Annotated in this window: 27 protein-coding genes, 2 tRNA genes and 2 pseudogenes; 17 read left to right on the forward strand and 14 right to left on the reverse strand. The window is 58.5% G+C overall.

Features of this window, described 5'->3' with window-relative positions:
- Positions 1 to 68: 68 nt before the first annotated feature.
- From OKW30_RS22660 to OKW30_RS22680, 5 genes are all read right to left on the reverse strand, one after another.
- The gene (locus tag OKW30_RS22660; protein ID WP_429347614.1) at positions 69 to 419 is read right to left on the reverse strand and encodes a VOC family protein; all 351 of its coding nucleotides are present in this window, start codon (positions 417 to 419) and stop codon (positions 69 to 71) included.
- Positions 420 to 547: 128 nt separating this feature from the next.
- On the reverse strand, positions 548 to 1,120 hold the full coding sequence (locus tag OKW30_RS22665; protein ID WP_429347615.1) for a GNAT family N-acetyltransferase: 573 nt from the start codon (positions 1,118 to 1,120) through the stop codon (positions 548 to 550).
- Positions 1,121 to 1,300: 180 nt separating this feature from the next.
- Positions 1,301 to 1,810 (reverse strand): GNAT family N-acetyltransferase, encoded by a 510-nt coding sequence (locus tag OKW30_RS22670; protein ID WP_429347616.1) that lies wholly within the window; start codon positions 1,808 to 1,810, stop codon positions 1,301 to 1,303.
- Positions 1,811 to 1,910: 100 nt separating this feature from the next.
- Positions 1,911 to 2,483 (reverse strand): GNAT family N-acetyltransferase, encoded by a 573-nt coding sequence (locus OKW30_RS22675; protein ID WP_018421033.1) that lies wholly within the window; start codon positions 2,481 to 2,483, stop codon positions 1,911 to 1,913.
- 200 nt (positions 2,484 to 2,683) lie between these two features.
- Complete coding sequence (locus OKW30_RS22680) at positions 2,684 to 3,064, reverse strand: VOC family protein (protein WP_429347617.1); 381 nt, start codon at positions 3,062 to 3,064, stop codon at positions 2,684 to 2,686.
- A 280-nt stretch (positions 3,065 to 3,344) separates the two neighbouring features.
- On the opposite strand from OKW30_RS22680, the gene OKW30_RS22685 reads away from it, so the two are divergent.
- Entirely contained in the window at positions 3,345 to 3,896 is a 552-nt protein-coding gene (locus OKW30_RS22685) for a GNAT family N-acetyltransferase (protein ID WP_184072603.1), read from the forward strand.
- Positions 3,897 to 4,142: 246 nt separating this feature from the next.
- Positions 4,143 to 4,784 (forward strand): type B chloramphenicol O-acetyltransferase, encoded by a 642-nt coding sequence (catB, locus tag OKW30_RS22690; protein ID WP_429347618.1) that lies wholly within the window; start codon positions 4,143 to 4,145, stop codon positions 4,782 to 4,784.
- A gap of 97 nt (positions 4,785 to 4,881) precedes the next feature.
- On the opposite strand, the gene OKW30_RS22695 is transcribed toward catB, so the two are convergent.
- Positions 4,882 to 5,415, reverse strand: a complete 534-nt coding sequence (locus OKW30_RS22695) for a GNAT family N-acetyltransferase (RefSeq protein ID WP_184023198.1) — start codon at positions 5,413 to 5,415, stop codon at positions 4,882 to 4,884.
- A gap of 533 nt (positions 5,416 to 5,948) precedes the next feature.
- On the opposite strand from OKW30_RS22695, the gene OKW30_RS22700 reads away from it, so the two are divergent.
- Both OKW30_RS22700 and OKW30_RS22705 read left to right on the forward strand, forming a co-directional pair.
- Positions 5,949 to 7,712, forward strand: coding sequence for a serine hydrolase (locus OKW30_RS22700; RefSeq protein ID WP_429347619.1), 1,764 nt, complete (start codon positions 5,949 to 5,951; stop codon positions 7,710 to 7,712).
- Between the two features lie 251 nt (positions 7,713 to 7,963).
- Positions 7,964 to 8,965, forward strand: coding sequence for a hypothetical protein (locus OKW30_RS22705; protein WP_429347620.1), 1,002 nt, complete (start codon positions 7,964 to 7,966; stop codon positions 8,963 to 8,965).
- Positions 8,966 to 9,165: 200 nt separating this feature from the next.
- Here OKW30_RS22705 and OKW30_RS22710 read toward each other — a convergent pair whose 3' ends face one another.
- Positions 9,166 to 10,020, reverse strand: coding sequence for a PA4780 family RIO1-like protein kinase (locus OKW30_RS22710; protein ID WP_184051664.1), 855 nt, complete (start codon positions 10,018 to 10,020; stop codon positions 9,166 to 9,168).
- Between the two features lie 631 nt (positions 10,021 to 10,651).
- Here OKW30_RS22710 and OKW30_RS22715 point away from each other — a divergent pair.
- The 4 genes from OKW30_RS22715 to OKW30_RS22730 all read left to right on the forward strand — a co-directional run bounded on the left by OKW30_RS22715 (position 10,652) and on the right by OKW30_RS22730 (position 13,382).
- Complete coding sequence (locus OKW30_RS22715) at positions 10,652 to 11,428, forward strand: hypothetical protein (RefSeq protein WP_429347621.1); 777 nt, start codon at positions 10,652 to 10,654, stop codon at positions 11,426 to 11,428.
- Positions 11,429 to 11,437: 9 nt separating this feature from the next.
- Positions 11,438 to 11,857 carry a DUF4279 domain-containing protein gene (locus OKW30_RS22720; protein WP_429347622.1) on the forward strand — a complete coding sequence of 140 codons (420 nt, stop codon included), beginning with the start codon at positions 11,438 to 11,440 and terminating at the stop codon, positions 11,855 to 11,857.
- Positions 11,858 to 12,178: 321 nt separating this feature from the next.
- Positions 12,179 to 12,955 carry a hypothetical protein gene (locus tag OKW30_RS22725; RefSeq protein WP_429347623.1) on the forward strand — a complete coding sequence of 259 codons (777 nt, stop codon included), beginning with the start codon at positions 12,179 to 12,181 and terminating at the stop codon, positions 12,953 to 12,955.
- Between the two features lie 10 nt (positions 12,956 to 12,965).
- Positions 12,966 to 13,382 (forward strand): DUF4279 domain-containing protein, encoded by a 417-nt coding sequence (locus tag OKW30_RS22730; RefSeq protein WP_429347624.1) that lies wholly within the window; start codon positions 12,966 to 12,968, stop codon positions 13,380 to 13,382.
- Between the two features lie 239 nt (positions 13,383 to 13,621).
- Here OKW30_RS22730 and OKW30_RS22735 read toward each other — a convergent pair.
- The 3 genes and pseudogenes from OKW30_RS22735 to hemN all read right to left on the reverse strand — a co-directional run.
- Positions 13,622 to 14,377: pseudogene (locus tag OKW30_RS22735) on the reverse strand (tyrosine-type recombinase/integrase); the annotation flags it as partial.
- A gap of 201 nt (positions 14,378 to 14,578) precedes the next feature.
- Positions 14,579 to 14,663, reverse strand: a tRNA-Leu gene (locus tag OKW30_RS22740).
- Positions 14,664 to 14,786: 123 nt separating this feature from the next.
- The gene (gene hemN, locus OKW30_RS22745) at positions 14,787 to 16,172 is read right to left on the reverse strand and encodes an oxygen-independent coproporphyrinogen III oxidase (protein WP_429347625.1); all 1,386 of its coding nucleotides are present in this window, start codon (positions 16,170 to 16,172) and stop codon (positions 14,787 to 14,789) included.
- Between the two features lie 178 nt (positions 16,173 to 16,350).
- On the opposite strand from hemN, the gene OKW30_RS22750 reads away from it, so the two are divergent.
- The 8 genes and pseudogenes from OKW30_RS22750 (at position 16,351) to OKW30_RS22785 (ending at position 22,719) form a co-directional block, all read left to right on the forward strand.
- Complete coding sequence (locus OKW30_RS22750) at positions 16,351 to 16,482, forward strand: hypothetical protein (RefSeq protein WP_429347626.1); 132 nt, start codon at positions 16,351 to 16,353, stop codon at positions 16,480 to 16,482.
- A 7-nt stretch (positions 16,483 to 16,489) separates the two neighbouring features.
- Entirely contained in the window at positions 16,490 to 16,747 is a 258-nt protein-coding gene (locus tag OKW30_RS22755; RefSeq protein WP_429347627.1) for a YkgJ family cysteine cluster protein, read from the forward strand.
- 85 nt (positions 16,748 to 16,832) lie between these two features.
- On the forward strand, positions 16,833 to 18,251 hold the full coding sequence (locus OKW30_RS22760) for a protein kinase domain-containing protein (protein WP_429347628.1): 1,419 nt from the start codon (positions 16,833 to 16,835) through the stop codon (positions 18,249 to 18,251).
- 18 nt (positions 18,252 to 18,269) lie between these two features.
- Positions 18,270 to 19,433: a UvrD-helicase domain-containing protein gene (locus tag OKW30_RS22765; RefSeq protein WP_429347629.1), complete on the forward strand. Its 1,164-nt coding sequence runs from the start codon at positions 18,270 to 18,272 to the stop codon at positions 19,431 to 19,433.
- Positions 19,430 to 20,836: a hypothetical protein gene (locus tag OKW30_RS22770; RefSeq protein ID WP_429347630.1), complete on the forward strand. Its 1,407-nt coding sequence runs from the start codon at positions 19,430 to 19,432 to the stop codon at positions 20,834 to 20,836. Before OKW30_RS22765 ends, OKW30_RS22770 begins: the two co-directional genes overlap by 4 nt.
- Positions 20,837 to 20,919: 83 nt before the next feature.
- A pseudogene (locus tag OKW30_RS22775) lies at positions 20,920 to 21,114 on the forward strand (YkgJ family cysteine cluster protein); the annotation flags it as partial.
- 84 nt (positions 21,115 to 21,198) lie between these two features.
- Positions 21,199 to 21,792 (forward strand): DUF1439 domain-containing protein, encoded by a 594-nt coding sequence (locus tag OKW30_RS22780; RefSeq protein ID WP_187630798.1) that lies wholly within the window; start codon positions 21,199 to 21,201, stop codon positions 21,790 to 21,792.
- 90 nt (positions 21,793 to 21,882) lie between these two features.
- The gene (locus OKW30_RS22785; RefSeq protein ID WP_429347631.1) at positions 21,883 to 22,719 is read left to right on the forward strand and encodes an undecaprenyl-diphosphate phosphatase; all 837 of its coding nucleotides are present in this window, start codon (positions 21,883 to 21,885) and stop codon (positions 22,717 to 22,719) included.
- Between the two features lie 71 nt (positions 22,720 to 22,790).
- Here OKW30_RS22785 and trmB read toward each other — a convergent pair whose 3' ends face one another.
- Positions 22,791 to 23,597, reverse strand: coding sequence for a tRNA (guanosine(46)-N7)-methyltransferase TrmB (gene trmB, locus OKW30_RS22790; protein ID WP_429347632.1), 807 nt, complete (start codon positions 23,595 to 23,597; stop codon positions 22,791 to 22,793).
- A gap of 126 nt (positions 23,598 to 23,723) precedes the next feature.
- Positions 23,724 to 23,797, reverse strand: a tRNA-Gly gene (locus OKW30_RS22795).
- A 225-nt stretch (positions 23,798 to 24,022) separates the two neighbouring features.
- Between OKW30_RS22795 and OKW30_RS22800 the strand changes: the two genes are divergently transcribed.
- Entirely contained in the window at positions 24,023 to 25,606 is a 1,584-nt protein-coding gene (locus tag OKW30_RS22800; protein ID WP_429347633.1) for a methyl-accepting chemotaxis protein, read from the forward strand.
- Positions 25,607 to 25,664: 58 nt separating this feature from the next.
- Here the strand turns inward: OKW30_RS22800 and OKW30_RS22805 are convergent, their stop codons facing one another.
- Together OKW30_RS22805 and OKW30_RS22810 are read right to left on the reverse strand one after the other, a co-directional pair.
- The gene (locus OKW30_RS22805) at positions 25,665 to 26,228 is read right to left on the reverse strand and encodes a YggT family protein (RefSeq protein WP_018421532.1); all 564 of its coding nucleotides are present in this window, start codon (positions 26,226 to 26,228) and stop codon (positions 25,665 to 25,667) included.
- A 157-nt stretch (positions 26,229 to 26,385) separates the two neighbouring features.
- Complete coding sequence (locus OKW30_RS22810) at positions 26,386 to 26,706, reverse strand: EthD family reductase (protein ID WP_187630795.1); 321 nt, start codon at positions 26,704 to 26,706, stop codon at positions 26,386 to 26,388.
- Positions 26,707 to 26,781: the final 75 nt, after the last annotated feature.

Genomic DNA, 26,781 nt, shown 5'->3' on the forward strand with positions numbered 1-26,781 from the left:
TGACGCCCTTAGGAACGGACACTCGCGACGGGCAACGCGGGCCTAGATTTTCGGGGTAGAACAACCGATTAGTCGTGACATGCGCAAAGTTCGAACTCATGGCCATCAGGGCTAACCAACACAATGCTCTTCATGGCTTCATTGTTTAGCCCGTCGAGAGCGACTGTTGCTCCAGAAGCCTTGGCGCGATCCAGAAATATATGCAAGGCGGATACGTCAAATTCGAACACAGGAACGCATCCGCTCCCGACGAACTCATCGCCAAAATCATTTAGCAGCAACCCGAAGCGGACTTCACCGAGCGAGAATTCGGTCCACTTATCCGACCTGCGGTTCGGCGCGCGTTCCAACAGGTTTTCCCAGAAAGCAGAACTGCGTTCCATGTCCGACACTTTCAAATAGGTGGTTCTAATCCGCATTGAATGCTCCAAGAACGTTTTCGGAAAGACGCAACAGATAATAGAGGTTTCAAAAGTTTCACGTGAACAATTAATTGTCCACGATCTATGCACGAATATAGACTGACCGTTCGTGGCCGAGCATCGCCTCATGCGACTGGCATATCCCCAGCAATAGGCAGTTGCTTTCCCATCTCGAACGCACGAAGCTCGTAGCCAAGTTCCTGATACAAATCGACCGCCTGTTCATTAAACGCCCAAACGGTCAGCCTCATGTCGTTGGCACCGTTTTTTCGTGCCCACTCTTCAGCAAGTTTCATCAGCGTGCTCCCGACGCCGCGTCCCCGCAGTCGTTCCAAAACAGCGACTGAGCCAATGCGGCCAACGGTCAACGGTTGCAACAGTGGACTTGTCGGCTGCATCACTTGAACGGTGATAAAGCCGACCGCCGTGCTGCCATGCTCGGCGAGAAACATGGCTCGATCTTCTCCCTGAAGGCTAGATAGCCAGTGAGGCTTGTCTCGAGCGAACTCTTCAGTGGCGTTTGCATAGACGTCAGGACGTGCCTGATGGTGGATCGCGTTCAAGATTTGACCCAACTCGCAAATTTTCAAAATGTCGTCCACGGTTGCGCGGCGATAGCTTATCGAGTCGGTCATCTTCAGCTCTTCATGGTGGAAAAATAAAAAAAAAGGCGCCTTAAGCGCCTTGGTCGTTTGCACATGGAATGGACCGTGAGGTCGAATTCCTTGCTATGGACGTAACGACCCACGGCGCAGCGGATAGCGACCGTGATGATGGTGGTGAGCCTTGCTCGGGACGTTACGAAGTTCCATGCTGTCAATATTGGCACAAAAACAATTTCTGCGTGAGCACATTATTTTTTTGAGTGGCGGCTGTGTCTAACCGGGCATATCGGCCAGCAACGCCCATCGCTCGTGGTCGCGCCATTCGCCATTTATGCGGAGATAGCGAGGAGAAAAACCTTCCTGTTTAAAACCCAACCGCCGCACAAGTGCGATCGACGCGATATTCCCTGGTTGAATATTTGCCTCCACCCGATGCAATCCAAGTTCGCTGAAAGCATAGATCACAGCTGCCCGTACCGCGTCCGTCATCAACCCTGCCCGGGCGAAGTTCGACATTCCGTAATACCCGAGATAGGCGCTGCGAAAAGCGCCCATTACTATTTCGCTAATGTTCACCACACCGACAATTTGAATCGATGCCACTTCACGCGCAATGAGGCCGACGTTCGACCCGGTGAGACCACCTGAAAACCAGTTATCGAAGCCCGTTTGATCGGTAAAGGATGTGACCCAAGGCAGGTGATAGTCCTGACTTGCTGAGTTTGCGGCGATCAAATCGGCGGCGTCGGCACGGATCACTCGGCTTAGCTGAATGCCACTCATGATGCTCCATCGTATAGGCGTGTGCAGGGCTTGAATTGTCGCCGATCCAACAGAGATGGATCAATCTCCGGAGTTGGCCGAACAGGGTCCGACAGGTTTCTCAGTCGTCTAGCTCAATGCGATAACGAAGAGTTTCCGCGAATCCATAGGCGGCGGTCTTTTTGAACCGGTCAATCAGGACACCACTGCATGCTGCGATCACCCGCTGTGAGGCTATATTTTCAGGATCAACCGTTAGTTCCACGTAGGGCAAGCCTTGCAGCCTCGCTTCGCCAAGCATCAAATTGAGCGCCTGCTTGGCGTAGCCGTTGCCTCGCTTCCACGGCACGACTGAGAAGCCGATATGTCCGAGCACATACGGCGGCAATTCGGCAGATCCAGCCTGCCAACGAAATCCGATCGCACCGCTAACATCGCCGTCCCAAATCCATCGGATGATGCTTGGAAGACGGGCAACGGTCGAGCCATCGGGCAAAGGAATCGGGCCGCCTGATGCGGTCGGATCATCCAGCCCGTCGACGAATGCCTCTGCGTTCAACTCGATAGCATTCAACTGTTCGCGCGCAGCGACCTCCTTACGAACATTGTCAGGTGACCATCCCGCCTCAAGGGCCGAAACGTAGCTTGCCAGCAACGCAGTCGTAGGCCTCAAGAGTTCGATCTCAGTTGTCATTTTCTTCGCCTCAGGAGGAATGATTGACAACAGTTTAAGCGGCGGCGTCGAGTGTCTCAAAGTGGCCGGGCTGTGCCCCACGCGGCGGCGGCCACCAATTGCGCTTCATGCAGTCGGCATAGCGCAAGAAAATTTGTGCGAGCTAGCCGTGAAGCCAACAACAATCAGCATTGTGTCGTCGCTTCCTTTTATGCGCGGAGTCACGACAGGTCTTGACCAAACATCATTCGATGACCATCCGGAGTCCCTACAAGGAACTCGCGCATGCCGTGCGGTCTGTCGGTCGGAGGTTGCAGGATGATGGCGCGTCGACCGACAAGTTCTTCATGAAGTGCGTCAGCGTTCGCCACTTGGAGGTAGCCGAAATAACTGTGGTCCCCGGTTGCCGAAGGCAACATGGCATCGGGGCAATGGCCGATCATGACGCGCACACCCCCTCTCGTGGCCAACTTCCAACCTGTGCCGTCGGGCCAGTCCAGCCGAAAACCGAGCGCGTCCCGAAAGTATGAGGCACTGGCTTCGAGGTTTGGAACCGCGAGGACGAAAGAAAAGGAACTAAGATCCGTCAGCGCTTCGGCCATCACGTCACTCCCTGAGTAGCTTCGGCCGCGAACGGCCACCGATTTTTGCCGATTGTATTCTCCGAGTCGAGTGACCCTTCGTGACCGAACCTTGCCAATCGTTGTGCGATCGACAAGTGTCGTGTCATGACCGGCAGCACGCGACCCGTAAGCGACAGAGGTAAATCGCGAAAGTGGCCGCACAAAGGCTGTGCTGCCACGCGGTTCGATGCGTGCGGTTGTTGGCTCTCGGCCCACATGTTCTAATGGGGTCATCTATTTCCGGTGCCCTGCCCCCGTCATGCCATTATTCGAGCCCGTCACGCTGACTACCCCACGCCTAGTTCTGCGGCCGCTTCGTCATGAAGACGCGCAACCACTGTTCGCGATCTGGTCGGACGCGGATGCGATGCGCTATTTTTCGTTTCCGGCGATGACTTCCCTGGATCAGGCAACGGATCGAGTCGCACGTAAATTGAAGACGTCAGCTGGCGGCCAGGACTTCATCTGTGCAGTCGAGTTGCAGACAACCGGCGAAGTGCTCGGTGATTGCGCTCTCTTTCATGCAGACGAGCAATGCCGACGCGCGGAGATAGGGTTTGGTCTGCAACGCAAGCATTGGGGAAACGGATATATGAGTGAGGCGGTTTCCGCGCTGATCGAGCACGCGTTCGGCACGCTGAATTTACGCCGGATTGAGGCGGATATCGACCCACGAAATGTAGCCTCGGCGCTTCTTCTCGAACGGCTCGGATTTGTCCGCGAAGGGTTGTTGCGTGATCGCTGGATAGTTGGCGATGAGGTGTCGGATAGCGCGCTGTACGGGCTGCTCGAATGTGATCGTCGGGCGTAGATGGCCACTGGCTGACGCCAGGATGTGAACTTGACGCTGCGCCGTGAGCGACCGGAGTTCTCTCTGATTGTCGCGAATTTGCGCGGCAGCGTCGACTGACCGGAGTTGGCTGAAACCGGCGAAACTGGTCCCGACCGTCATTGACGAAAGATTCTGCCGCACGGCTCAGGTTTGCCGCTACCGGATTTCCTCGTAACCTGCGTGCTCGAACGATAGACGCACCCCAGACTACAGCGTAGTCCCTTTATGAAGAATTACTTCGACAGCCCCTTCAAGGGGAAGCCGCTTTCAGAGCAGGTAACCAATCCCGACATCATCGTGGGGCGTTACAGCTACTACTCTGGCTACTATCACGGACACTCCTTTGATGACTGTGCACGCTACCTGTTGCCAAACCGCACAGGTGTCGACCGGCTGATCATCGGTAGCTTCTGCTCTATCGGAAGTGGTGCGACGTTCATGATGGCGGGCAACCAGGGGCACCGGAACGATTGGGTAACCACATTTCCCTTCTTCTACATGACGGAAGAACCGGCGTTTGCTGACGCCTGCGATGCGTTCGAACCCGCCGGCGATACGGTTGTCGGGAATGACGTCTGGATCGGTTCCGAAGCGATGATCATGCCAGGTGTTCACATCGGTCACGGTGCCGTGATCGGGAGTTGCGCCGTTGTCACGAAGGACGTTGAACCCTATACGATCATCGGCGGGAATCCGGCAAAGCCGATCCGAAAGCGCTTTTCGGACGATGAGATCGGGATGCTCCTCGAGATGAACTGGTGGGACTGGCCGCTGGACGAGATCGGCAAGTCGATGAAGTTGCTCTGTGCCACGGATATCGCAGCATTGTATGAACGCTGGAGCAGTTCATCGTTATCGGGTCGCTAACACTCGCGTCGACCGACACGCACGCAGTTGACGATCTGGGCGTTGACCTTGACTGACCGATCTTGCCCGACGGAAGCCAGTCCACAGGCAGAATCGCCTATACCTCGCTTGCGACTGGCTGGCGAGGAATTCTGTAAACCACAGACTTGTACTTTGGCGTCGCGCGGCTTTCCACAATGACGCCGCCTAGCGATTCGGCGATGCGCCGGCTGGGACGGTTCTCTTCGGCAACCGGATAGGTAAAGCTTTCACAACCAATGGTTCGCGTTGCCCAGTGTGCAACAAGGGTCACAGCTTCACAACCAAACCCATTTCGATGACGATCTTCACGAATCCAGATACCGAGTTCCGGGCTCTCGGTGCGGACGCGGTGAAGCCCGGCTAACCCAAGGAAACTCCCGTCGGCGCGTTGACGTATCGCGAACACATAGTCTGACCCATCGTCAATCGACGGTACCCAGGATCGCCAAACACCATCAAAATCCTGCCGGGATGCTGGCGGCTCCCACGCCATGTGACGGGTGAGCGAAGGGGTGATGAACGAGAACGCAGCATCCGCGTCGTTGGCCGAGAACGGTTTGATCAAGAGCCGGGTTGATTCAATCTGGATTTCTGTCGGCCGCAGCATCATCTCAAGTCTTCCGTCGAGGTTTGTCTATATTCACCGATTGTCGACGAATCAGAAACGTGTGTCGAATGTCTCATCCTGACCGGACAGCGTCCGATTGCTGTCCGGCGATCACCACTCAGTCTTCCGTCTGTTCGGCCATCTCAAGATCGCGTCCATTTCGACTCTTCTTTCAAGTGAAGAGATAATCAGTCTGCGCCAACCTCGATGGGCGATACCCGATCCGCAAAAGTCGTTCAATTTTCTCCATAACGGCCGTTCGTTCAGGAACGCAGTCGTGGCATTAGCGATTCACTAATCGAATACTTTTTTATTGTTCCCTGTAGAATTTCTTGCGGTTTTTGACTTGCTCCAGTCTTCACTGCTTCACATCAAAAAGCCATACCGTTCAAGACAGGGTGAGTGCCTCCAAAGAGGCTTCCTGAGTATCCTCTGGCAAATGAGCGCGACGGATTTTGCTCTGTATTCAGCGATCGGGCAAGAGCATGAGAGCAACCTCTCTCTCGACAATTGATCTTCGAATCAAAGGACGGTAGATGCTAAGCGATCTGGGCGATTTCGACGATTACATAAAAGCACGGGTGCATGAATGGAACGCGCCCGGCATAGGCGTCAGTATTGTAAAAGACGAAAAAGTCATCTTCACGAGAGGCTACGGTTATCGTGACTATGCAAACAGACTGCCGTTTTTATCGTCAACCTTGTTTCCTATCGCGTCGAACACCAAGTTATTTACGGCCATTGCCGCCGGCATTTTGGTCGAAAAGGGCGCGCTGACCTTCGATCAGCCGATCCGCGATGTTGTCCCGAGTTTGCGCTTTTACGACAAGTCGCTCGATGCCGCGGTGACACTACGCGATATGCTCGGCCATCGTACCGGCGTGCCCCGGTACGACATGATCCTGCATAGAGCCGAGTTCTCAAAGAAGGAACTATTCGACCGGATCCGATTCATGAAGCCTATCGCTCCATTTCGATCGAAGCTTATCTACAACAATATGATGTACGAGGCTGTGGGCCACATCATCGAGTTGCTAAGCGGCAAGTCGTGGGATCAATTCGTCCGCGACGAGGTTCTGAGTCCTGTGGGTATGCCCCAGACTGCTTTCACCATTGCCGACATGCTGGCTCATCCGAATCACGCGGTACCGTTCACGGAGAGGCGCGATAGTGAGGCGCTCTGGCAGACACCGTATCCGGAATTGAACTGGTCGAGTCCAGCGGGGAGCATTGTCTCTAGCCTCGATGATATGAGTCGCTGGCTGGCCGTGTTGATGAACAACGGGGTGATGGCTGGAAAGAAGGTGATTCCGGAGCAGATACTGCAGGCTACTTTGGCGCCTGGGCTCGCATTTCCGGACCCGCTGGGCGACGTCCTTGGTTTTGAGCCGGAGATTAATTCAATCTATGGGATGGGCCGGCAAACCTCTTCGTATCGGGGACATCTGCTTGCGAGTCATGGCGGCGATCTCCGCGCCTTCCATTCGCAGGTCTCGTATTTGCCGCGCGAGAAATTGGGCGTAGTCGTGTTCGTGATCGGGGACCACTGCTCGATGCTGCGAAATGCCGTCGGCTACAACGTCTACGACCGCCTGCTGGGACTGGGTGAGTCGAGTTCGATGGACGCATTGCGCGAGTTCCATTTGAAAGCAAAGCAGAACACGCGCGAGTCGCGCGAACGGGTAAGGCCAAGCGCAATTCCAGACACGCGGCCCTCACACGATCTCGCAGACTACGTCGGTCGCTACGAGCATCCTGCCTACGGGCAACTACATATCTCACTCAACGATTTCCAGCTTCAGTTTCGTTTCCGTCAAACGAAGCTGCCATTGCATCATTACCACTACGACCGGTTCGATACCGACGATGACGAGGCCGAAGGCGCGTGGTCCATGTCGTTTCTGACCAGTCCACTCGGCGATATCGACCGCGTCAGTTTGTGGCTCGACGCGACGGATGCCGTGTTCGTCCGGATTCCGGACGCGCCTGCGCCAGGTGTGCTCAAGCAGCTTACCGGCACGTACCAGGCTGCTTTCGGCGCCAAGTGCACGATCAAGCTGCGGCGCGACAACCAGCTCATGCTGCACTTTCCAGAGGCTCCTGCGGAAGTTTTAACTCCGCTCAAGGGTCTTCAGTTTCGCAACCCGAAATGGCCACAAAGGACATTCGAGTTCGTGATGGAAAACGGGCGCGTGGCCGCATTGAGGCACTGGAACTCGGTCGCCGAGTTCGTTTTGACTCGGGTCGAGAATGCTGATTCCGCCGATACGATGGAGCATGAAGAGCCGATCGCCGATTAAACCGGGCGGCCCATCATCATCGACAGGAGCTGTATTGGGGAATGCACTGGCGGGTGAGATCGGGAGGGCGCGTCCGAGCTGACTTCCGCTTAAGGCATCCAGCTCATGTCGACCCACAAGGGAAGGTCGCGTTGATTGGACCCAGACACCCAACCAGATGCATCACGCAGAACCCTGCCGCCTGTCCGACCGTCATAAATGCTTGTTCAACGATTCGTAACGTTCGCCGCCAGAGTGATGGAGCCCACACGATGACAATAGCTGCAAGTCCGATTGATCCGATCGCCGCTATTCTTGACGCTTTCAAATCCCACAATGTCGTCGCGCTTTGCGACGGCGGCCACGGCTGTGAGCAAGCATATGCTTTTCGGGTTTCGCTGATCCGGGACCCCCGATTTGCTTACATCGTGAACGACATCGTAGTTGAAAGTGGCAATTCTCTTTATCAGGAGATGATGGACCGGTTCGTTGCGGGGGATGACGTACCCGAAGATCAACTCCGCCAAGCTTGGCAAAACACTACGCAGCCCCACGATGTGTGGGATCGTCCTGTCTTTGAAGGGCTTTTTCGTGAAGTCCGCGATGTGAATGCCTCGCTCCCTAAAGACCGTCAGATTCGCATCTTGTTAGGCGATCCGCCGATAGATTGGTCGAAAATCAATAGCGCCGACGATCTCGATAAGGCTTGGAAAGCCATGGGCGACCGCAACACCTGTGCGGTTGAAATTATCCAACGTGAAGTGCTGGCCAGGCAGCGCCGCGCTTTGGTCGTCTATGGCGGCATGCACCTTTTGCGCAAGAACCTGTACTGGCAATTGAAATTCCCAGAGAAGGCAGAGCAACGATTCGACCCGTTGCCGAATACCATCGTTTCGTTGCTGGAAAGCCAAGGCGTCAAAGTCTATTCTGTTTGGACCCCGGTGTTTGGTGATCCGGCGACTTTACAGTCCGACGTCAGCTCCTGGCTGACGCCAAGTCTTGCGCTCATTCTCGGCACTCCGCTCGGAGAGGCGAGCTTTCGATCGTATTATCCGCACGCCATGTTCACTAGGCACGACGACGTCATGGTGGAGATATATGTCGATCCTGTCCGCTCTCCTGTGATGCAGGAGCAGTTCGACGCCATCCTTTATCTTGGGCCGCCTTCCGAGTTAACCTGGAGTGAACTCTCTCCCGCGCTGTCCTCTGATCCGGCATACATCAAAATGCGGTCAGACAGGCTCGCATGGGCCCGCACTGGCGACGGTCGCTAACGCGCCGATGGCTGTTTAATTAGATTCGGGACGAATCATGGACGGATTTGCGGTGGCGCGGCAACCGAACGCGACGCTCGGTCCAGCGACGGAAACTGGCCGAACTCGACTATTCTGACGGTGCGCAACCGGTTCCCGGTGCAACATTCGTCGAAGACCTTGTTTCGGGGCACCTTTCGGGGTACATCGAGCACGGGTTATCAGTTCGCGCTCAGTTCCTGCTGTCGCCGCACTCGCGCGTCTTCGTCAAGACGTGTCTCTTCGAGTTCCTGCAGCACGCTATCGAGGTCGACTGGTCGCGTGTCGAGCTCGATGCGGCCGGTCAATTTGACATCGACTTTCAGCTCGCCTGCTTCGAACAGCGCCCAGATCTCCGTTCCGTAGTCCGCGCCGAGAATTTGCGGTGCAAACCGTCCGAAGTACGCCGCCAGGTTGTCGACGTCACGCTTGAGCATCGAGGCGGCTTCGTTGTTGGCGGCGGCGTCGATGGCCTGAGGCAGATCGATGATCACCGGTCCATCAGCCGCCAGCAGGATGTTGTATTCGGACAGGTCGCCGTGAATCACACCCGCGCAGAGCATGCGGACAACCTGGTTGAGCAGCAGGGCGTGCAGTTCAAGGGCGCGCGCTTCAGTCAGATGGACGTCGTTGAGGCGTGGCGCGACGTCACCCGTTGCGTCGACCACCAGTTCCATCAGTAACACCCCATCGGTACAGATATAGGGTTGCGGCACTCTCACGCCCCCGTCGGCAAGTCGGAACAGTGCGTCGACTTCGGCGTTTTGCCACAACTCCTCCTGCATCTGGCGCCCATAGCGAGTACCTTTTTCCATCGCACGCGCCTGCCGGCTGTTCTTGACCTTGCGGCCGTCCCGATACGATGCGGCTTGCCGGAAACTGCGCTGCTTCGCGTCCTTGTAGACCTTTGCACACCGCATCGAGTCGCCGCTGCGCACGACGTAGACGGTTGCTTCCTTGCCGCTCATCAACTGACCGATCACTTCGTCGATGAGTCCTTCGTCAAGAAGCGGTGCAAGCCGTTTGGGTATTTTCATACGACCGACCAGTGCGGCTCGTGGCGCGTGCGTTCGAAATGCGTGGAAGGCGAATGGGTCGCTGAGGTGTGCGGAATCGGCGAACCGATGAATCGCGTGGGCGGTTCCGCTCGTCGGGTTGCAGCATGGGGAGTGAAGGAAGTCATGCCGGATTATAAAGGGATCGAGGGGGAGGCGACTCAAATCAAATCTACTGGCGACTGCGCAGATGCATTGCCGCCGCTCCTGGCCGCTGGCTACTCGCCACGACGGGCAGCGCCCGACCCACAACAAGCATTCGACTTTCTCCAAAGCGGCAACGGTTGCGCAGGTGTCGATTTTTGGTCTCTTCGAGGATGCGCTCGCGGACGTACGCGCCGTATTGGCGCGAACAGCGGCTTCGGGCGAATGATCTGCTACGCGAGTGCCGCCGGCGGCTGGAAAGGTCATAGACCAGTGGTACGGTCGCTGCCCGCGAGCATCCGCGCTACGGGCGCGAAAAACCGCAATGTTCCTGCGGGCGCTTTTTTCCGTTTCATCGAGAGCCGTGGAGATTTTGGGCTGTCGCCCATGTATGGACTGCCTGTCGCACGGTAATTATCTGACTGCTGTCAACCCCGGCAGCGACTTCAGATAGACCATCGACACACCCATGTCCCTGTCCGTATTTGAAATGCACTCCGTGGAGCTGTTCTGCCAGCGGCCACCGGGTGCCTGTTATGTCATCTGCGACGAATGGCACTATAAAGCGTGTCTCGGCAAGGCCGCAGACCTTCAGAGGGCCAGTGCGGAGACCCGGGAATTTCTTGATATTGCCCAACTGAATCACAGGAAGTGGGAGGAGGACCGGAAACTGGTCAGGAATCTCATTGGCGGTCACTGGCTGTTTTTTCATCATGTACGGGACCGGCACCCTGACACCGATGGCTGGTGGGTCATCCTTGCGCTTCTCGAAGAGGTGCGCCGCGGTGCCCTGCTTGCCATTAAAGGCCCTCGCGATAGCCTGTTTCCGTCATCCTACAGCAGCACGCCGTTGAGGGATATCGCAGCGAGGGCCGGTAATCGCCCGGACGGCGAACCTGTGCTGTCTGTCCAGTATGATCCGGCCACCTTGCAAACCCGGCTGAACGCTGCGCGCGCAGCCAGGGCTGGCGATAGAGGCGCATCAACGCTGCTCGGCGACGCGCAGCCGTTTGAGTATGTGCCTGATGCGTTGAGCGGCGATGTCGTTGAACTCGCCGCGAGCACCAATAACCCACGCTATGCCGCCAAGATGCTTGGATACGATCAAAACACGTTCAGCGACATGCTTCACGCTATGAAGCAGTACAACAAATTGCGCGGCGACAACAACGTAATCTGGCATGACGATGGAGACGTGGAATTTAACGGCGTGATTATCGACAACATGCACAGTTGGACACCCTAAAGGAATGTTATGGTAACGACCCATCAACTTGCACATGCTTCTTTCACTATCTATCAGGACGTGGAGCGGCCCGAATTCTGGACAAACTATTTTGGCGTTGAACCGGACATGCAGAGTGTTCGGGGGCAATTCCGCACTACACCATCTGGGCGCACTAGCAAGTACCCCGCTCGAATTGGTGTATGGAGTGTGGATAGCAAGGGGCATGTTCAGAGTAATATTCTTGCGCCTCACCTTCGCTATCTTGTCGAACGCTTGGCATTGCCCCGATCAGACCTGCCCGAATTGCTCAAGCGCACTGGCGCGCATATGCGCTTCTTCTGTTATTGGGACAACGAGAGCGGCGACCGCGTGCCTGATGTGCCCGACGATATTCGCACCATGATGGAAGCCATGGGCGGCACGGTTGAGATTGATGAATATCGATAGAGCCTCGCTCGAATGCTCTTCGAGGATGCGCTCGCGGACGTACGCGCCGTATTGGCGCGAGCAGCGGCTTCGGGCGAATGATCTGCTGCGCGAGTGCCGCCAACGGCTGGAAAGGTCATAGACCCGCGGTACGGTCGCTGCCCGCGAGCATCCGCGCTACGGGCGCGAAAAACCGCAATGTTCCTGCGGGCGCTTTTTTCCGTTTCATCGAGAGCCGTGGAGATTTTGGGCTGTTGCCCATGTACGGACTGCCTGTCGCACGGTAATTATCTGACTGCTGTCAACCCCGGCAGCGACTTCAGATAGACCATCGACACACCCATGTCCCTGTCCGTATTTGAAATGCACTCCGTGGAGCTGTTCTGCCAGCGGCCACCGGGTGCCTGTTATGTCATCTGCGACGAATGGCACTATAAAGCGTGTCTCGGCAAGGCCGCAGACCTTCAGAGGGCCAGTGCGGAGACCGGGGAATTTCTTGACATTGCCCAACTGAATCACAGGAAGTGGGAGGAGGACCGGAAACTGGTCAGGAATCTCATTGGCGGTCACTGGCTGTTTTTTCATCATGTACGGGACCGGAACCCTGACACCGATGGCTGGTGGGTCATCCTTGCGCTTCTCGAAGAGGTGCGCCGCGGTGCCCTGCTTGCCATTAAAGGCCCTCGCGATAGCCTGTTTCCGTCACCCTACAGCAGCACGCCGTTGAGGGATATCGCAGCGAGGGCCGGTAATCGCCCGGACGGCGAACCTGTGCTGTCTGTCCAGTATGATCCGGCCACCTTGCAAACCCGGCTGAACGCTGCGCGCGCAGCCAGGGCTGGCGATAGAGGCGCATCAACGCTGCTCGGCGACGCGCAGCCGTTTGAGTATGTGCCTGATGCGTTGAGCGGCGATGTCGTTGAACTCGCCGCGAGCACGAACAATCCAAACTACGCGGCGAAGATGCTGGGGTATGGCCGCGACACGTTTGGCGACATGGTCCATGCGATGAAATATGACCTCAAGCTGCGAGGCGATGACAATGTCATTTGGCACGATAGTGGGGACGTTGAATTTAGAAAAAACATCATCGGCAATATGCACGACTATGCAAACTGATCTTCATACGATGAACGCACATCAACTCGCACATGCATCATTTTCAATAGCCGGGGATGATTTAGATCCCGAGGTTTGGACCAGATATTTCGGCGTTCCGCCCGACACGGCGATAGTCAAGGGGAAGCGGTTTATGACTCCGTCGGGGCGATTGAGCAGCATGCCGGGGCGTACCGGCGTGTGGGGGGTGAGAAGCAAAGCCGCCGTTCATAGCGACTCGCTGGAACCGCATCTCCGCTATCTTATTGATCGCCTGAATTTGCCGCGAGACGACTTGCGCCAGCTACTCGCAGACAAGGGCGCACAGATGCGTTTCTTCTGTTATTGGGACAACGAGAGCGGCGACCGCGTGCCTGATGTGCCCGACGATATTCGCACCTTGATGGAAGTCATGGGCGGCACGGTTGAGATTGATGAATATCGATAGAGCCTCGCTCGAATGCACAAGCCGATCCTCGCGAGTCGGCTTTTTTGTGCGAGCTTGTAAGGCACAGCGCAAGTGTTATGGGCCGCACTTCTGAACTAATCCTCTATGCCGCAAACATGCACGGCCCACGCTTCCATCATCGGGCGGCGCTGTTCCAAATGGTTGTCCCGCTGAGGTAGTCAGGCGACCGTCCCGCCTTTGATCGGAATGACTTCGGCCCCGGCCTTGATCCGGTCAAGGTAATCGGCCCACTCCTGCATCATCTCGCGGCGCTCGCGAATGAATTTTGTGCGGTTGAGCGCACACAAAACCGGGAACGTGCCGGAAAAGGCATCGAAGGCCCGCAACATCTCCGCGACCTTGGCGGGCTCGGTGATCGAGGCGCAATGCGTTGTCTGTGCAGGCGGTATTGCGCCAACCAGATCGCGTGCCGGATCGGTTTTGCAATAGCCCTCCTTGATCGCGAAACGGAACACGCGGCTTATTTCGCTGCGCAGACGGTGAGCCGTAAAGCGAGCGCCCCGGCTATCCACGCGTTTAAGGACCGCCAGAATCTCGGGTGCGTCAATTTCCGCGATGGGTCGCTTGCCAAGCCAGGGAAACGCGTCATTCCTGAAACGCGCAAGCGTTTTTTCATACTGCCCGCTTTCAACGGACTGGCCGCGCTCTTCCATCCAGGCGAGCGCAACGGCTTCGAATGAATTGGCAGCAGCAAGGCGGGCGGCGCGTTTCCCGGCCTTTTTGGCTTCCCCCGGATCAATGTTTGCTGCCAGTTTTTCGCGGGCGTCGTCCCGACGCTTGCGGGCATCGGCAAGCGGCACGCCTGGATCGACGCCAAGTGCGAGGCTCTTTTCCTTTCCGGCAAAACGGTACTTGAAAATCCATCGCTTGCTGCCCGTTGGCGTGACAAGCAGCAGCAGGCCGCCACCGTCGTACAGCTTCTGCTGTTTTTCACCCGGCTTCGTGTTACGGATCGTGGCATCGGTCAGCGCCATGTTTGCGTCTCCGGTTGTCGCGCCGCTGCTGGGGGCGTTTTCCATCCGACGGGCGCTTGAATCGTGGCAACCCCCGAAACGACCCCCTGGTGGGGGTTGTAATCGCTGGTGAACCCTTCGAGACTACAGCAAACAAAAGCCCCGCTCAGCGCTAGCTGTCGGGGCTTCGTGGTGAACCGTTGAAACCGGTTGATGAGTGTTTGGTGCCCAGGGCCGGAATCGAACCGGCACGCCTTGCGGCGGGGGATTTTGAGTCCCCTGCGTCTACCAATTTCACCACCTGGGCAGATACTGCAGCGCGCGCATCGGGAGTTCAGCGCGCAAGGAAGACGTAGATTATGGCCGAAAATCGGTAGACGGGCAAGTCGATTGCCTTCACCCGCCACAGCGCGTTCGCGGCGAGCGGTGCTCAGACCGTGCGCGAGAATCGTGTGAGCGTCTGCTCGCCCAGATAGCGGTCAAATACCATCGCGAGATTGCGCACGAGCATGCGGCCGGCCATTCGCACTTCGAGCTTGCGTGCGCCGAGCGAGATCAGCCCGTCGTCCTCGAATGAACGCAGACGCGCGAGTTCCGGCGCGAACGTGTCGGCGAAGTGGATGCCGTACGCCGCTTCGAATTCGTCGAAGCGCAGTTCGAGGTTGCACATCAGCTGCGTGATCACGTCGCGCCGCAGACGGTCGTCGGCGGACAGGCGGATGCCGCGCGCGATCGTGAGCCGGCCCGCATCGATCGAGTCGGTGTAAGCGGGCAGCTCTCGCGCGTTCTGCGCGTACACGTCGCCGACCTTGCCGATCGACGAGGCGCCAAAACCGATCAGATCGCACTCGGCCCGCGTGCTATAGCCCTGGAAATTGCGATGCAGCGTGCGCTGCGCCTGCGCGCGAGCGAGCTCGTCGGTGGGCAGCGCGAAGTGATCCATGCCGATGTACACATAGCCCGCTTCAGTCAGCCGTTCGACGACCCGTTGCAGCAGAGCCAGCCGCTCCTCGCTCGACGGCAGCGTCGCTGGATCCATCTGGCGCTGCATCTTGAAGAGCTGCGGCATGTGCGCATACGCGAACACCGACAGCCGGTCCGGCGCCAGTTCGAGCATCGTGTCGAGCGTGCGGCTGAAGCTCGCGACGGTTTGATGCGGCAGCCCGTAAATCAGATCGACGCCGATCGAATGAAAACCGTACGTGCGCGCCGCCTGCATCACCGATGCGGTCATCTCGAACGGCTGGATGCGATTGATCGCCTGCTGGACGCGCGGATCGAAGTCCTGCACGCCGAGGCTCAGCCGGTTGAAGCCGAGGCGGCGCAGAAGCGCGACCGTGTCGGGCGACGCCTCGCGCGGATCGACCTCGATCGAATATTCGGCTCGATCGTCGGGCAGAAGTTTGAAGTGCTCGCGCGTCGCGGCCATCAGCTCGGCCATCTCGTCATGCGACAAAAACGTCGGCGTGCCGCCGCCCCAATGCAATTGCGAGACGGGCCGCTGCGTATCGAAACACGCGGCCTGCAAACCGATTTCGCGTTTGAGCCGCTCAAGGTACGGCCGCGCATGCGCGCGATTTCTCGTCACGACCTTGTTGCAGCCGCAGTAGAAGCACACGGTGTCGCAAAACGGAATGTGGAAGTACAGAGACAGATCGGTCGACGCGGTACCCGGGTCGGCGGCGGCGCGGTGATAGTCGGCGGTGTCGAACGACTCACGGAACTGCGGCGCGGTCGGATAGGACGTATACCGGGGACCGTTCGCGCTGTAGCGCGCGAGCAGGTCGGGGCGGAACAGGGTGTCGGTTTGGGACATGAGCGGTGTCGGACGGTGGGCGGCTCTCGCCGCGTGCCGCGTGTCATGGTCAGTCAGCAGCTTCGAGTTTACGTGCGTGCCCACGGGACCCGATTGTGTAAAAGGGTCGCACGGACAGGCAGTGGCACAATGCGGGTCTGGCAATACGTTGCCAAGGTTTGAGTTCAGGAAAGATGACGTGGATCAAAGGTTGAACAGTGCATGGGTGGACGCTCACGCGTGCCGTCCCGATTGCGGCGCGTGCTGTATCGCGCCGTCGATTTCGAGCCCGATTCCGGGCATGCCGAACGGCAAGCCGTCAGTCAAGTAATTACACCATGAACTGTCGCCCCAACTGCGGTGCATGTTGCATCTCCCCGTCCATATCTAGCCCCATCCCTGGCATGGCTCGTGGAAAGCCAGCGGGAGCACGCTGCATTCAGCTCGACGAAGATGACCGATGCATGATTTTTGGCCGTCCGGAGAGACCAGTCGTTTGTCAGTCTTTGCGGCCAAGCGATGAGATGTGCGGGGAGAGCCGAGAGCAAGCTATTCGCTGGCTCGATAGAGTGGAACGACAGACTTCTCCCAATTGAGCGTGGCTATAATGATGCACTGCACCTTTCGGCGGTTACAGGGCGATAGAAAGAAAACTGACGACGTCTTCACGGGGGAACTGTCATGCCAGCACTCGACGAAAAAATCGTCGCCGACGTGGCCGAACGGCTTCGCCGACACCTCGCGGGTAAAGCGGGATATGGGGAAGCGAAATACTTGACGTCCGGTGGTTCCGCAGCAGTGTTTTTGGTTCCATCCCCTGCGGGCCAGCGCGTGTTCAAGGGCTTTAACCCGAAATTCTTTGACGGACTCACTGGGGCTGCCGAGCGAAAGCGCTTAGATGTGCAACGCAAGCTAATAGGGCATCGCTGCCCCTCACTAGTCCAGACATTCGAAGTCGTCGAAGCGGAGGGTACCGCTTTCGTCGAAATGGAGTACTTGGACTGGCCGCCGCTCACGGAGGCGCTCGGCACGGTACCTGATGAAGCTGTGGTTCCTTTGTTCACCCAGCTTGTCGACGCAGTTAAGTTTTTGGACACGCTCGGGATAGTGCACCGTGACATCAAGCCCGAAAACATCCACGTTTCAGCGGATTTCACGACGCTCAAGCTGCTCGACCTTGGCGTCGTGCGAGAGGTTGAGCAGAGCGACGCGCCGGATGGCGCTATAACGGACCATGGAAGTACCCGACCGTTTCTTGCTACGGCGCAGTACAGTTCGCCGGAGTACCTGTTCCGACTGGACGAGCCGTCGCCGAAGCTATGGAAAGGTTTGAACTTTTACCAGCTTGGCGCTGTGTTGCACGACCTCATAGCAAAGCAGCCTCTATTCCAGTACGAGATGAGCCTGGAAAACAGATGGCTTGTCGCGCGAGCGGTGCTCTCAAAGGTGCCCGTATTCTCTGACGGAAATCCTGCTCGATTGGCGAGCCTCAAATCACTTGCTTCGCGTTGCCTTGTGAAGGATTTGGAATCCCGCCTCCAATTGGTGGGCTGGGAGGATTTCAATTTGGGCGATGCGAAGGACCCCCTTGCGACATTGCGAGTTAGGCTTGCGAAAGGCAAGGTGAATGCCGGGGGCCAAATGAGCGCAGCAAACGCTTCCCGGCTAGAGTTCGATAGAGGCGAATTCTTCCGGCGCTTTTGCGAAATGGTGCGGACCGAACTCTTGCAGGTATGCGGAACTGATATGCCCCTCACGCTCCGTCCGTCGGCTCCTGGAGATGTGCAGGTTGCGCAGTTACTCTTGGCTGTAAGCGCCGAATGGACGGTTGAGTGTGAGCTACATTTCGACTGGCAGCAGCAGCTTTATGAAAGAACCGTCAACGTGTCGCTCCGGGCAAAGCTGGTGCGAGCGGCGCAGGCCGTTGGTAAGGTCGGAACTAGCACGCGGTTGGTCGCCGTAGCTACCATCGGGGAAAATGAAGCAGAGGGGGCCGCGTCGGCTGCCGGTGCTGTCGCGAATGCGGCTGGCTCTGCTCTTGACCGCCTGGAGGGCGCAGCGGATGCGAGCACACTCCACGACGCCGACTTGGTTGCTTAACCCTCAAGGAGCAAAAAAATGAACAAGGGTTGGTTTAGGTCAGTAAAAGAACTTGATGACGACCAGAAGGCGTTCATCAAGCTTCCTCCATATGGCAAACATTCATTGGTTGGGCCGCCTGGCTCGGGGAAGACAAATCTCTTATTGCTTCGTGCAGAGTTTCTTGCAGGTACCGGTGAGAAGAATGTCCTTATTGTTACCTATACTCGTGCGCTGGCCGATTTCATTCGAACAGGTATCGGAGCCGCAGGCCTAATATCGCCAGACCAAGTTAAAACCTATCATTCTTGGGCATCGGACCATATTTTTCAGTATTTGGGTCGGCCGGCATTGCAAAAGAATATTGATTTTGACGACCAGTCACGCGCCGAAGTGCTGGCGTTGGTGAAGGAGGCTAATCTCAAAATTCCCGCGCCCAAGCTCTTTAGTGCAATATTCGTAGACGAGGCACAAGATTTAACATCCGAGGAGCTGGAAGCTCTCTTAGGTTTAAGCGACAACGTCTGTATTTGTGGCGATGGCCGACAAGGAATTTATAATCGCGACGGACTGGCTGTCGCTGAAAAGCTAGGTTTGCAGCAACACACTTTAAAGCGCCATTTTCGTATTGGTCAGCGTATCGCTCGTGTCGCTGACCGACTATTGCCACCCGCGTCGGGTGCTAACAGCCTAGAGGCAACATCGAACTACAATCCCAAAGAGCAAGGGGAGTCTAGCGCAAAGATGCATCTCCTGAAAAGCAGAGATGAACAGTTCGAAAAGATGCTAGAGATAATACGTGTCCAGCTTGACGCTTTTGCTGGTGATACAATCGGAATTTTTTGCGGGAAAAAAGATACTCGAATCGAGTTGCGTGAAAGATTCAATGCTACTGACCTTGCCGATAAAGTGGCAGTCCACGGAGTGGACGCTGATTCTACTTTTATGGGTGGGCGTCCAATTCATGTTTTAACTATTCATGGTGCTAAGGGTACTGAATTTAGAGCGGTGCATATGTACGCCACCGAAGAGCTTGCCGATTTTCCGTTAAATCGTTCACGATTGGGGTTCACAGCAATAACGCGTGCAAAAACTGCGCTGAACGCTTATCGCACAGGCGAGACAAACAAACCGCTCGAAAACGCATTTTCTGAGCCAACGCACTTTGACCTTGAAGATTTACTGCCAGGTGACGCAGCATGAATGAACCCACCATTCGTTGGCAAATACTTCCACGGGATATTGTTCCCGATGTGCTTTTTGGTGGACGCCATACTTTAAGCGGTCCCGCGCAATTCTCGATTGAACCCTATGACCTAAAAGATTCGCGTGTAGCCGTTGGGTATTGTGATTCGAGAATGAGAGCCGACTATAATCCGCCCGTCCTCTTAGTGCTGGGGGATGCGTCGGCCGTCGAAACACTTTCGTGGCTCAGAACATATGCCCCTGAGACGGCACCATTGAGTCAGTACGCACGCGTAGTATCTAGTCAAGATTGGGGGATTTTCGGCAGGACGCAGGGAGACATGCGCGATTTGCGCGAGGATATTTGGTCGTCTGTCATTCTGGGTGAAGTCTTAGCTCAGGGTGAAACCGATGTCGAACTGGCGTCTGTTCCTCTATCGCGCGCTGGAGCGTGCTTCTCAATGGCAATCGCGCGGGCTGCCTGTATGCATGGGACGGGTGAGGCGACCAAGATTTGTGGTGACCGGCTGAGCCAGGTCGAAGCAGACCGACGTTTCGTGCGGCGCTCAGTTACGGTTAGCGATTTGATGCCTATCTGGGCGATGGCGGGAGGGCAATTCGGAACGCCCGTCTCCGCCGAGGAGACCGCTAACTTGGTCCTCGACGCTGCGTCGAAGTTTATGCGCGACTCCGCGCGCGCTGCGTTATTTCCTACGTCGATGAAACTGCGGAACATCCCAGGTCTCTCAAGCGATTCTATCGAGGAACGGGTTCTTGCTTTTCAACGTCTTTCGACGGAACTGACAAATGCAGAGGCACACGGTGCCAACAACGGGCTGCCTTCTGTCCTGCTCGCGGCAGCCGCATTTTTAGTAGGTCGGAGCACGTCCCATGAATTCCTGCTGCGTCGCGTAAGCAAGCGATTCCCTACCGCACTAGCATGGTACGGGCTGATTGCCGGGCTGGCAGGTCCGTCGACGTGGGATGCTGGGTGGTCCAAGGCTGTAAAGGGTGTAGAGCGGCAAGTGCGGCAGCGTTTCGATTGGTCCGAGTCTACTGGATTCGACTTATGTTGGATTGAGTATTCATGGATGGCCAGCACTTTCGACGGGCCCGATGCATTCAATTTGCTCCCGAAGCTCTTGCCCCGAGTCATCTCAATCGAAGCCATCCCTGGCGCGGCATGTCAATTTCGCTTGGCGACTGGTTCTTCGCCGGACTCGGATGCTAGGTTACCCCACGACAGTGCTCGCGAGAAAGACCTGCAAGCCGCTCTGACGCAGTTTGTGACGCTGGCTAACCGGGCTCGCCACCTGCTCGAAGGGGGCAATGTGCCCAGTCAGCAGAGCTTGGAGTTCGATAGCGACGACATTGCGCGCGGACGTTCAACTAAGGGCAAGAAAGGGAAAGCATCGAACTAAAAGACTAGGCAGGCGATTGACCAGCGCGTCGTCGTCGTGCCTAGTCGACATCTAGCATGGCCGTGGACCAAAAAAACTCCCGACATGGCAAGCCGGCGGGCGTGCGCTGCGTGCAACTCGGTGACGATCTGCGCTGCGCGATCTTCGGCCGGCCGGAGCGGCCCGCATGCTGCTCGGGTCTGCAGCCGCAACTCGAGATGTGCGGCGCGAATCGCGGCGAAGCGCTCGCGTGGCTCACGCAACTCGAGGCGCAAACACAACCGGCATCCCATCCATGACGCGCGGCATGCGGTAAACGCCGTCGCTGACCACACCCGTCAATGCAAGCCGATGTCCGCAAGGGCTTCCACAGGAGATTTCGCATGACTCGACCCGCAGCGCCGGCCCGGCGCCGCTTTCTGCGCGCTGCGCTGACCGGCTGCAGCGCGCTTGGCATCACTGTGTCGCTCGCGGCTTGCGCGAGCCCGACGTTTCCGTTCATGCCGTCGCACTACACGTTCTCGCAGAAGCAGGTGCAGGAGGCCGTGCAGCGCAAGTTCCCGTATCAGCGCACAGTGTCGCAGGTGTTCGATGTCGCGCTGAGCAATCCGGTGGTGGGCATGCTGCCCGATGCGAACCGCGTGCAGGTGAAGCTCGACGCGCGTTTCGCGAGTCCGTTCCTGCAGCAGCCGGTCGATGGCGTGTTCACGCTGTCGAGTGAACTTGCATACGACGCGGCGAGCCGTTCGGTGATCCTCAAGTCGCCGCGTGTCGACAACGTCAGCGTGAGCGGCGAGGCGCAGATGTACACGCAGCAGATCAACGCGGCCGCGGCGCTGCTCGCGACCCAATTGCTGACCAACTATCCGATCTACACGTTCAAGCCCGAGCAACTGCAATTTGCCGGCGTCAACTACGAACCCGGTACAATCACGATCCTTACAAACGGCATACGCGTGCAGATCGTCGAAAGATGACTGGCACGCGCGGCCACGTGGGCCGCGCATGCCAGTCATGACCGTGCGGGCCCATTTCGTTGCGACAACCTACCGCGATAAGGGGCACGGATGGACTGGTTACTGGCTTGCAAGGCGCTGATTCTCGGCGTGGTCGAGGGTTTGACGGAGTTCTTGCCGGTGTCGAGCACCGGGCATCTGATCGTCGTCGGCAGTCTGCTGGATTTCACCGACGAGCACGCGAAGACCTTCGATGTCGTGATCCAGCTCGGCGCGATTCTCGCCGTGTGCTGGGAGTTTCGCCGGCGCATCGGCAACGTGATCGTGGGGCTGCCGAGCCGGCCCGAGGCGCGCCGCTTCGCGCTGAACGTGATCATTGCGACGATTCCGGCAGTCGTGCTCGGCCTGCTGTTCGAGAAGTCGATCAAGGAGGTGCTGTTTTCACCGGTGCCGGTCGCGTTTGCGCTGGTCGCGGGCGGCGTCGTGATCCTGTGGGCGGAGGCGCGTCAGCGCGCGCGCGGCGAGGCGGCGGTGCGGGTGCGCAGCATCGACGATCTGAGCCCGCTCGATGCGTTGAAAGTCGGCCTCGCACAGTGCTTCGCGCTGATTCCGGGGACCTCGCGCTCGGGCTCGACGATCATCGGCGGCATGCTGTTCGGCATCGAGCGCCGCGCCGCGACCGAGTTTTCATTCTTTCTCGCGATTCCGATCATCTTCGGCGCGACGGCCTATGAGCTGTACAAGGACTGGCACCTGCTCACCACCGACGCGCTCGGCAGCTTCGCGCTCGGCTTCGCGGCCGCGTTTGTCAGTGCGTTCGTCTGCATCCGCTGGCTGCTGCGCTATGTCGCGTCGCACGACTTCACGGTGTTCGCGTGGTATCGGATCGGCTTTGGCCTGCTGATCCTGCTGATCGGTTATAGCGGCGGGTTGAGCTGGGCCGATTGAGATTTGCCGTGCGATGAAAAAAGGTCCGCGTATGTGCGGACCTTTTTTCGTTGGCTTGCCGTCTCGTCGCGTTACGCGGCGCCGCGCTTGCGGAACACGAGGTCCCACACGCCGTGGCCGAGCCGCAGGCCACGCCGTTCGAACTTCGTCACCGGACGATAGTCGGGCCGCGGCGCGTAGGTGTCGGCGGTGTTTTCGAGCAGCGGATCGGCGCCGAGCACTTCGAGCATCTGTTCGGCGTAGTTCTGCCAGTCGGTCGCGCAATGCAGATACGCATCCGGCTTCAGACGCGACACGAGCAGTGCGACGAACTTCGGCTGGATCAGCCGGCGCTTGTGATGGCGCGCCTTGTGCCACGGGTCGGGGAAAAAGATGTGCACGCCGTCGAGGCTGTCGGGCGCGATCATGTGCTCGAGCACTTCGACCGCGTCGTGCTGGATGATGCGGATGTTCGTCAGCGACTGCTCGCCGATCAGCTTCAGCAACGCGCCGACGCCGGGCTCGTGGACTTCGACGCCCAGGAAGTCGTCGTCGGGACGCTGCGCGGCGATCTCCGCGGTGGTGGCGCCCATGCCGAAGCCGATCTCCAGCACGCGCGGCGCTTCGCGGCCGAACACGCCGGTCCAGTCGGGTTGTTGTGGTGCATAGGGCACGACGAAGCGCGGGCCGAACTCATCGAGCGCGCGGCGCTGGCCGGTCGACACGCGACCCGCGCGCGTGACGAAGCTGCGGATGCGGCGGTGATGAAGCGTGTCTGCCGGCGTTGCACCCGGCGTGCCGTCGACGTCGTTCGTCTCGGTGCCGGCGGGCTGGTCGGCTGCGCTCGTGGGGGTCGGGGCGTCGTCCGGGAGACCGGAGTCGTTTGGATCGTGGATCATCGTCGATGCTGCTGCAAGGGTGGGGGCTGCGCGGCTTGCGCGCTGTGCCGGGCCGTTGCCACTACAAAAAAGCCGCCTTCAGGGAGGCGGCTCTTGCTGGATTCCGCTGAACACTCAGCGGGAAAGTGGAGCGGGCGATGGGAATCGAACCCACGGCTCTAGCTTGGGAAGCTAGGGTATTACCATTATACGACGCCCGCAGAGCGCGCTATTTTACAGGCTTTTGGGCCGTTTGGGCAGGGGTATGGCTCGCGCGCACGAGCAGCCGACCCGTCTTTTCGCTTCTGCGGTTCGAACGGCGCGAGCCTTCAGACTTTGTCTGCGCCTGCCGTTAATCCGAATACTGCCCAACACCGTGCGCTTGCGCACCCCGCAAGCCGGCACGAACCCGGCGCTTCCCATCCCGATCAAGAGATTTTCCCAAGATGCGGTGGCTTTCCAATCTGAAACTGAGCCAGAAGCTTGTCGGCTCGTTGATGCTGTGCGCGTTCGTAACGGCCATCGTCGGCACGGTCGGTGTGCTGAAGGTGCGCGAAGTCGCGACGATGCAAACCGAAATGTACGACCGCGAATTCGTGCCTGTGCGCGACGACGGCACCGCCGCGTGGCAGGCCGCTTCGCACTTCCGGCGCCTCTATTCGTACATCCTGAATCCGGAGCCGGCAGGCCGCGCCGATACGGTGCGCCTGAATCACGGCGGTGAAGCGGCGATCCTGTCGGCATTCGACTACGAGCGCAAGCATGCGACCACCGACGCGCAGAAGCAATTGCTGAGCGACTTCGACGCCGCCTATCCGGCCTATATGAGTTCGGTCGCGAAGGTGATGGCGCTGGCCGATCAGGGCGATCAGACCGGCGCGCTCGCCGAGCTCAAATCGACCACCGACCCGCTGCATGTCAAGCTGCGCACGCTGATGATCAAGCTGTCCGATGTGCGGGATGAGTTGGCCAGGCAGCGTGTCGCGAACGGCGTCGAGATGGTTCGCTCGGTGACGTGGTGGATCGCGAGCTGCGCGGTCGTCGGCGTCGCGGTTGCGATCGGCCTGGGGCTGCTGGTGACGCGCGCGGTCGTGCGGCAGATCGGCGGCGAACCGGCCGAAGTCGCGAAGGTCGTCGAGCAGATCGCGGGCGGCGACTTGAGCCAGCGACTGCACACCGGCGCCGCCGACGACGGCAGTATCTTGCGCGCGGTCGCGCACATGCAGGAGCGTCTCGCGGCGACGATCGGTTCGATTCGCGAAAGCGCCGAGTCGGTCAGCATCGCTTCGCAGCAGATCGCGAGCGGCAACATCGATCTGTCCGCTCGCACCGAAGAGCAGGCCGCTTCGCTCGAACAGACCGCGGCGAGCATGTCGGAATTGACGCAGACCGTCACCCGCAACAGCGACAACGCGCGCAACGCGAGCGCGCTCGCGACTGAGGCTGCACAGGTCGCCAACACCGGCAACACTGCCGTCGAGGGCATGGTGCGCACGATCGGTGATATCAGCGGCAGTTCGACGAAAATCTCCGAGATCACCGGCGTGATCGAGGGCATTGCGTTCCAAACCAATATTCTCGCGTTGAACGCGGCGGTCGAGGCCGCGCGCGCGGGCGAGCAGGGGCGCGGTTTCGCGGTGGTCGCGAGCGAGGTGCGCAACCTCGCGCAGCGCTCGGCGAGCGCGGCCAAGGAGATCAAGGAGATGATCACGACGTCGGTCGCGATCATCGAAGGCGGCACGCAGCAGGCAGCCGAAGTCAGCACGACGATGGCGGATATCAAGGCCGCGATTCATCGCGTGTCGGATATCGTCAGCGAGATCGCAACGGCCTCCGAAGAGCAGAACCGCAGCATTCACCAGGTCGGTCAGGCCGTCACGCAGATGGACGAGACCACGCAGCGGAACGCGGCGCTCGTCGAACAGGCCGCGGCGGCCGCGCAATCGCTCGAGACGCAGGCGCGCAAGATGAAGCAGACGGTGTCGGTGTTCCGGACGGGGGAGAGCCGCGGTTTCGCGGCAGCCGTGTAGAAGCCGCGCCGACTCAAGCGGCCGCCGCGCGTCAGCCCAACTTTCCCGCGCAATCAGCTCAGATCACAAAATAAGTCAGCTGAACCGCCGCGCGCGTGACGACCATCTGCAGCACCTGCACGATCACGAACAGCAGGATCGGCGACAGATCGATACCGCCGAATTTCGGCAGCACGCGACGCAACGGATTCAGAAACGGCGCGGTCAGCTGATACAGAATCGGCATCGCGGGCGAACGCGGATTGAGCCACGACAGCAGCGCCATCAGGATCGTCATCCAGATGATCAGATTGAGCGCCCACTTGATCGCGGTGAGCACCGCCACGATCAGCAGCGTCGGCACGAGCGTCAGCGGATCCGCGCCCGTCAGCACGATCATCAGGACGACGTAGATGATCGCGGCGATCAGCGTTGCGACCACGCTCGCCCAGTCGATGTTGCGCGTGCTCGGCAGGATGCGCCGCAGCGGCAGCACGATCCAGTTGGTCGCCTGCAGCACGGCGTTCGAGACCGGGTTGTACGGCGGCAGGCGCACAACCTGCAGCCACGCGCGCAACAGCAGCGCAGCGCCAAACAGCGTGAAAACGGTATTGAGCAGAAAACGGGCGATATCGCCAAACATCTCGTGTCCTTATGCTTCTGATGACGGCCGCCGACCGGCCGCGGGCTGCCGGCGTCGCCCGATCGGTGCGTGCCGGCGGTTTTCTGGATTTACCCGGTTAGCCAACCGGAGGTTCGACGTCATTGCGCGCCGCCTCCCGATGGCTGTCTGTCCGGCATCACACGGAAATCCGGACCTCGCTGATCAGGATTGTGCCGTTGCCGCCGTCGGTGTAGTTCGGGATATCCGCTAATAGTTGCTCGGACGCGGGCTTGAACACTTTATAGAAGTCGTCCGCGCTATCGAACAGGAAGTGTCCCGCGGCCACGTAAGGCGGTGGCGTGCCGGGCGGCCCGGCGTTCAGGCCCGCGTCGACCGACCAGCCTTTCAGCGCCGGCCCGAACAGCTTCGCCGCGAACGGCATATGGGTCGCGCAGTAGTAGTCCATGTCGAAGCGGCCGTTTTCCCGGTACGGGTAGAGGATGCTGACCTTGATCATTGTGCTTTCTCGTCTGTTGGTCCCGAAGCGCGGCGCGGGTCGTCGCGTGGTTCGCCCGGCGTGCCGGACGTCACA

The organism is Paraburkholderia sp. Clong3 (assembly GCF_050436485.1).
Taxonomy (GTDB): domain Bacteria; phylum Pseudomonadota; class Gammaproteobacteria; order Burkholderiales; family Burkholderiaceae; genus Paraburkholderia; species Paraburkholderia tuberum.

Excerpts from the sequence above, each read along its gene's own strand:
- OKW30_RS22780 (WP_187630798.1), top strand. The coding sequence starts at position 21,199 with ATGACTCGACCCGCAGCGCCGGCCCGGCGCCGCTTTCTGCGCGCTGCG.
- OKW30_RS22755 (WP_429347627.1), top strand. The coding sequence starts at position 16,490 with ATGAACTGTCGCCCCAACTGCGGTGCATGTTGCATCTCCCCGTCCATA.
- OKW30_RS22785 (WP_429347631.1), top strand. The coding sequence starts at position 21,883 with ATGGACTGGTTACTGGCTTGCAAGGCGCTGATTCTCGGCGTGGTCGAG.
- OKW30_RS22810 (WP_187630795.1), bottom strand. The coding sequence starts at position 26,706 with ATGATCAAGGTCAGCATCCTCTACCCGTACCGGGAAAACGGCCGCTTC.
- OKW30_RS22765 (WP_429347629.1), top strand. The coding sequence starts at position 18,270 with ATGAACAAGGGTTGGTTTAGGTCAGTAAAAGAACTTGATGACGACCAG.
- OKW30_RS22730 (WP_429347624.1), top strand. The coding sequence starts at position 12,966 with ATGAACGCACATCAACTCGCACATGCATCATTTTCAATAGCCGGGGAT.
- OKW30_RS22710 (WP_184051664.1), bottom strand. The coding sequence starts at position 10,020 with ATGAAAATACCCAAACGGCTTGCACCGCTTCTTGACGAAGGACTCATC.
- OKW30_RS22725 (WP_429347623.1), top strand. The coding sequence starts at position 12,179 with ATGTCCCTGTCCGTATTTGAAATGCACTCCGTGGAGCTGTTCTGCCAG.
- OKW30_RS22805 (WP_018421532.1), bottom strand. The coding sequence starts at position 26,228 with ATGTTTGGCGATATCGCCCGTTTTCTGCTCAATACCGTTTTCACGCTG.
- OKW30_RS22705 (WP_429347620.1), top strand. The coding sequence starts at position 7,964 with ATGACAATAGCTGCAAGTCCGATTGATCCGATCGCCGCTATTCTTGAC.
- OKW30_RS22675 (WP_018421033.1), bottom strand. The coding sequence starts at position 2,483 with ATGACAACTGAGATCGAACTCTTGAGGCCTACGACTGCGTTGCTGGCA.
- OKW30_RS22695 (WP_184023198.1), bottom strand. The coding sequence starts at position 5,415 with ATGATGCTGCGGCCGACAGAAATCCAGATTGAATCAACCCGGCTCTTG.
- OKW30_RS22800 (WP_429347633.1), top strand. The coding sequence starts at position 24,023 with ATGCGGTGGCTTTCCAATCTGAAACTGAGCCAGAAGCTTGTCGGCTCG.
- OKW30_RS22770 (WP_429347630.1), top strand. The coding sequence starts at position 19,430 with ATGAATGAACCCACCATTCGTTGGCAAATACTTCCACGGGATATTGTT.
- OKW30_RS22700 (WP_429347619.1), top strand. The coding sequence starts at position 5,949 with ATGCTAAGCGATCTGGGCGATTTCGACGATTACATAAAAGCACGGGTG.
- OKW30_RS22720 (WP_429347622.1), top strand. The coding sequence starts at position 11,438 with ATGGTAACGACCCATCAACTTGCACATGCTTCTTTCACTATCTATCAG.
- OKW30_RS22670 (WP_429347616.1), bottom strand. The coding sequence starts at position 1,810 with ATGAGTGGCATTCAGCTAAGCCGAGTGATCCGTGCCGACGCCGCCGAT.
- OKW30_RS22680 (WP_429347617.1), bottom strand. The coding sequence starts at position 3,064 with ATGGCCGAAGCGCTGACGGATCTTAGTTCCTTTTCTTTCGTCCTCGCG.
- OKW30_RS22685 (WP_184072603.1), top strand. The coding sequence starts at position 3,345 with ATGCCATTATTCGAGCCCGTCACGCTGACTACCCCACGCCTAGTTCTG.
- catB (WP_429347618.1), top strand. The coding sequence starts at position 4,143 with ATGAAGAATTACTTCGACAGCCCCTTCAAGGGGAAGCCGCTTTCAGAG.
- hemN (WP_429347625.1), bottom strand. The coding sequence starts at position 16,172 with ATGTCCCAAACCGACACCCTGTTCCGCCCCGACCTGCTCGCGCGCTAC.
- OKW30_RS22660 (WP_429347614.1), bottom strand. The coding sequence starts at position 419 with ATGCGGATTAGAACCACCTATTTGAAAGTGTCGGACATGGAACGCAGT.
- OKW30_RS22715 (WP_429347621.1), top strand. The coding sequence starts at position 10,652 with ATGTCCCTGTCCGTATTTGAAATGCACTCCGTGGAGCTGTTCTGCCAG.
- OKW30_RS22760 (WP_429347628.1), top strand. The coding sequence starts at position 16,833 with ATGCCAGCACTCGACGAAAAAATCGTCGCCGACGTGGCCGAACGGCTT.
- trmB (WP_429347632.1), bottom strand. The coding sequence starts at position 23,597 with ATGATCCACGATCCAAACGACTCCGGTCTCCCGGACGACGCCCCGACC.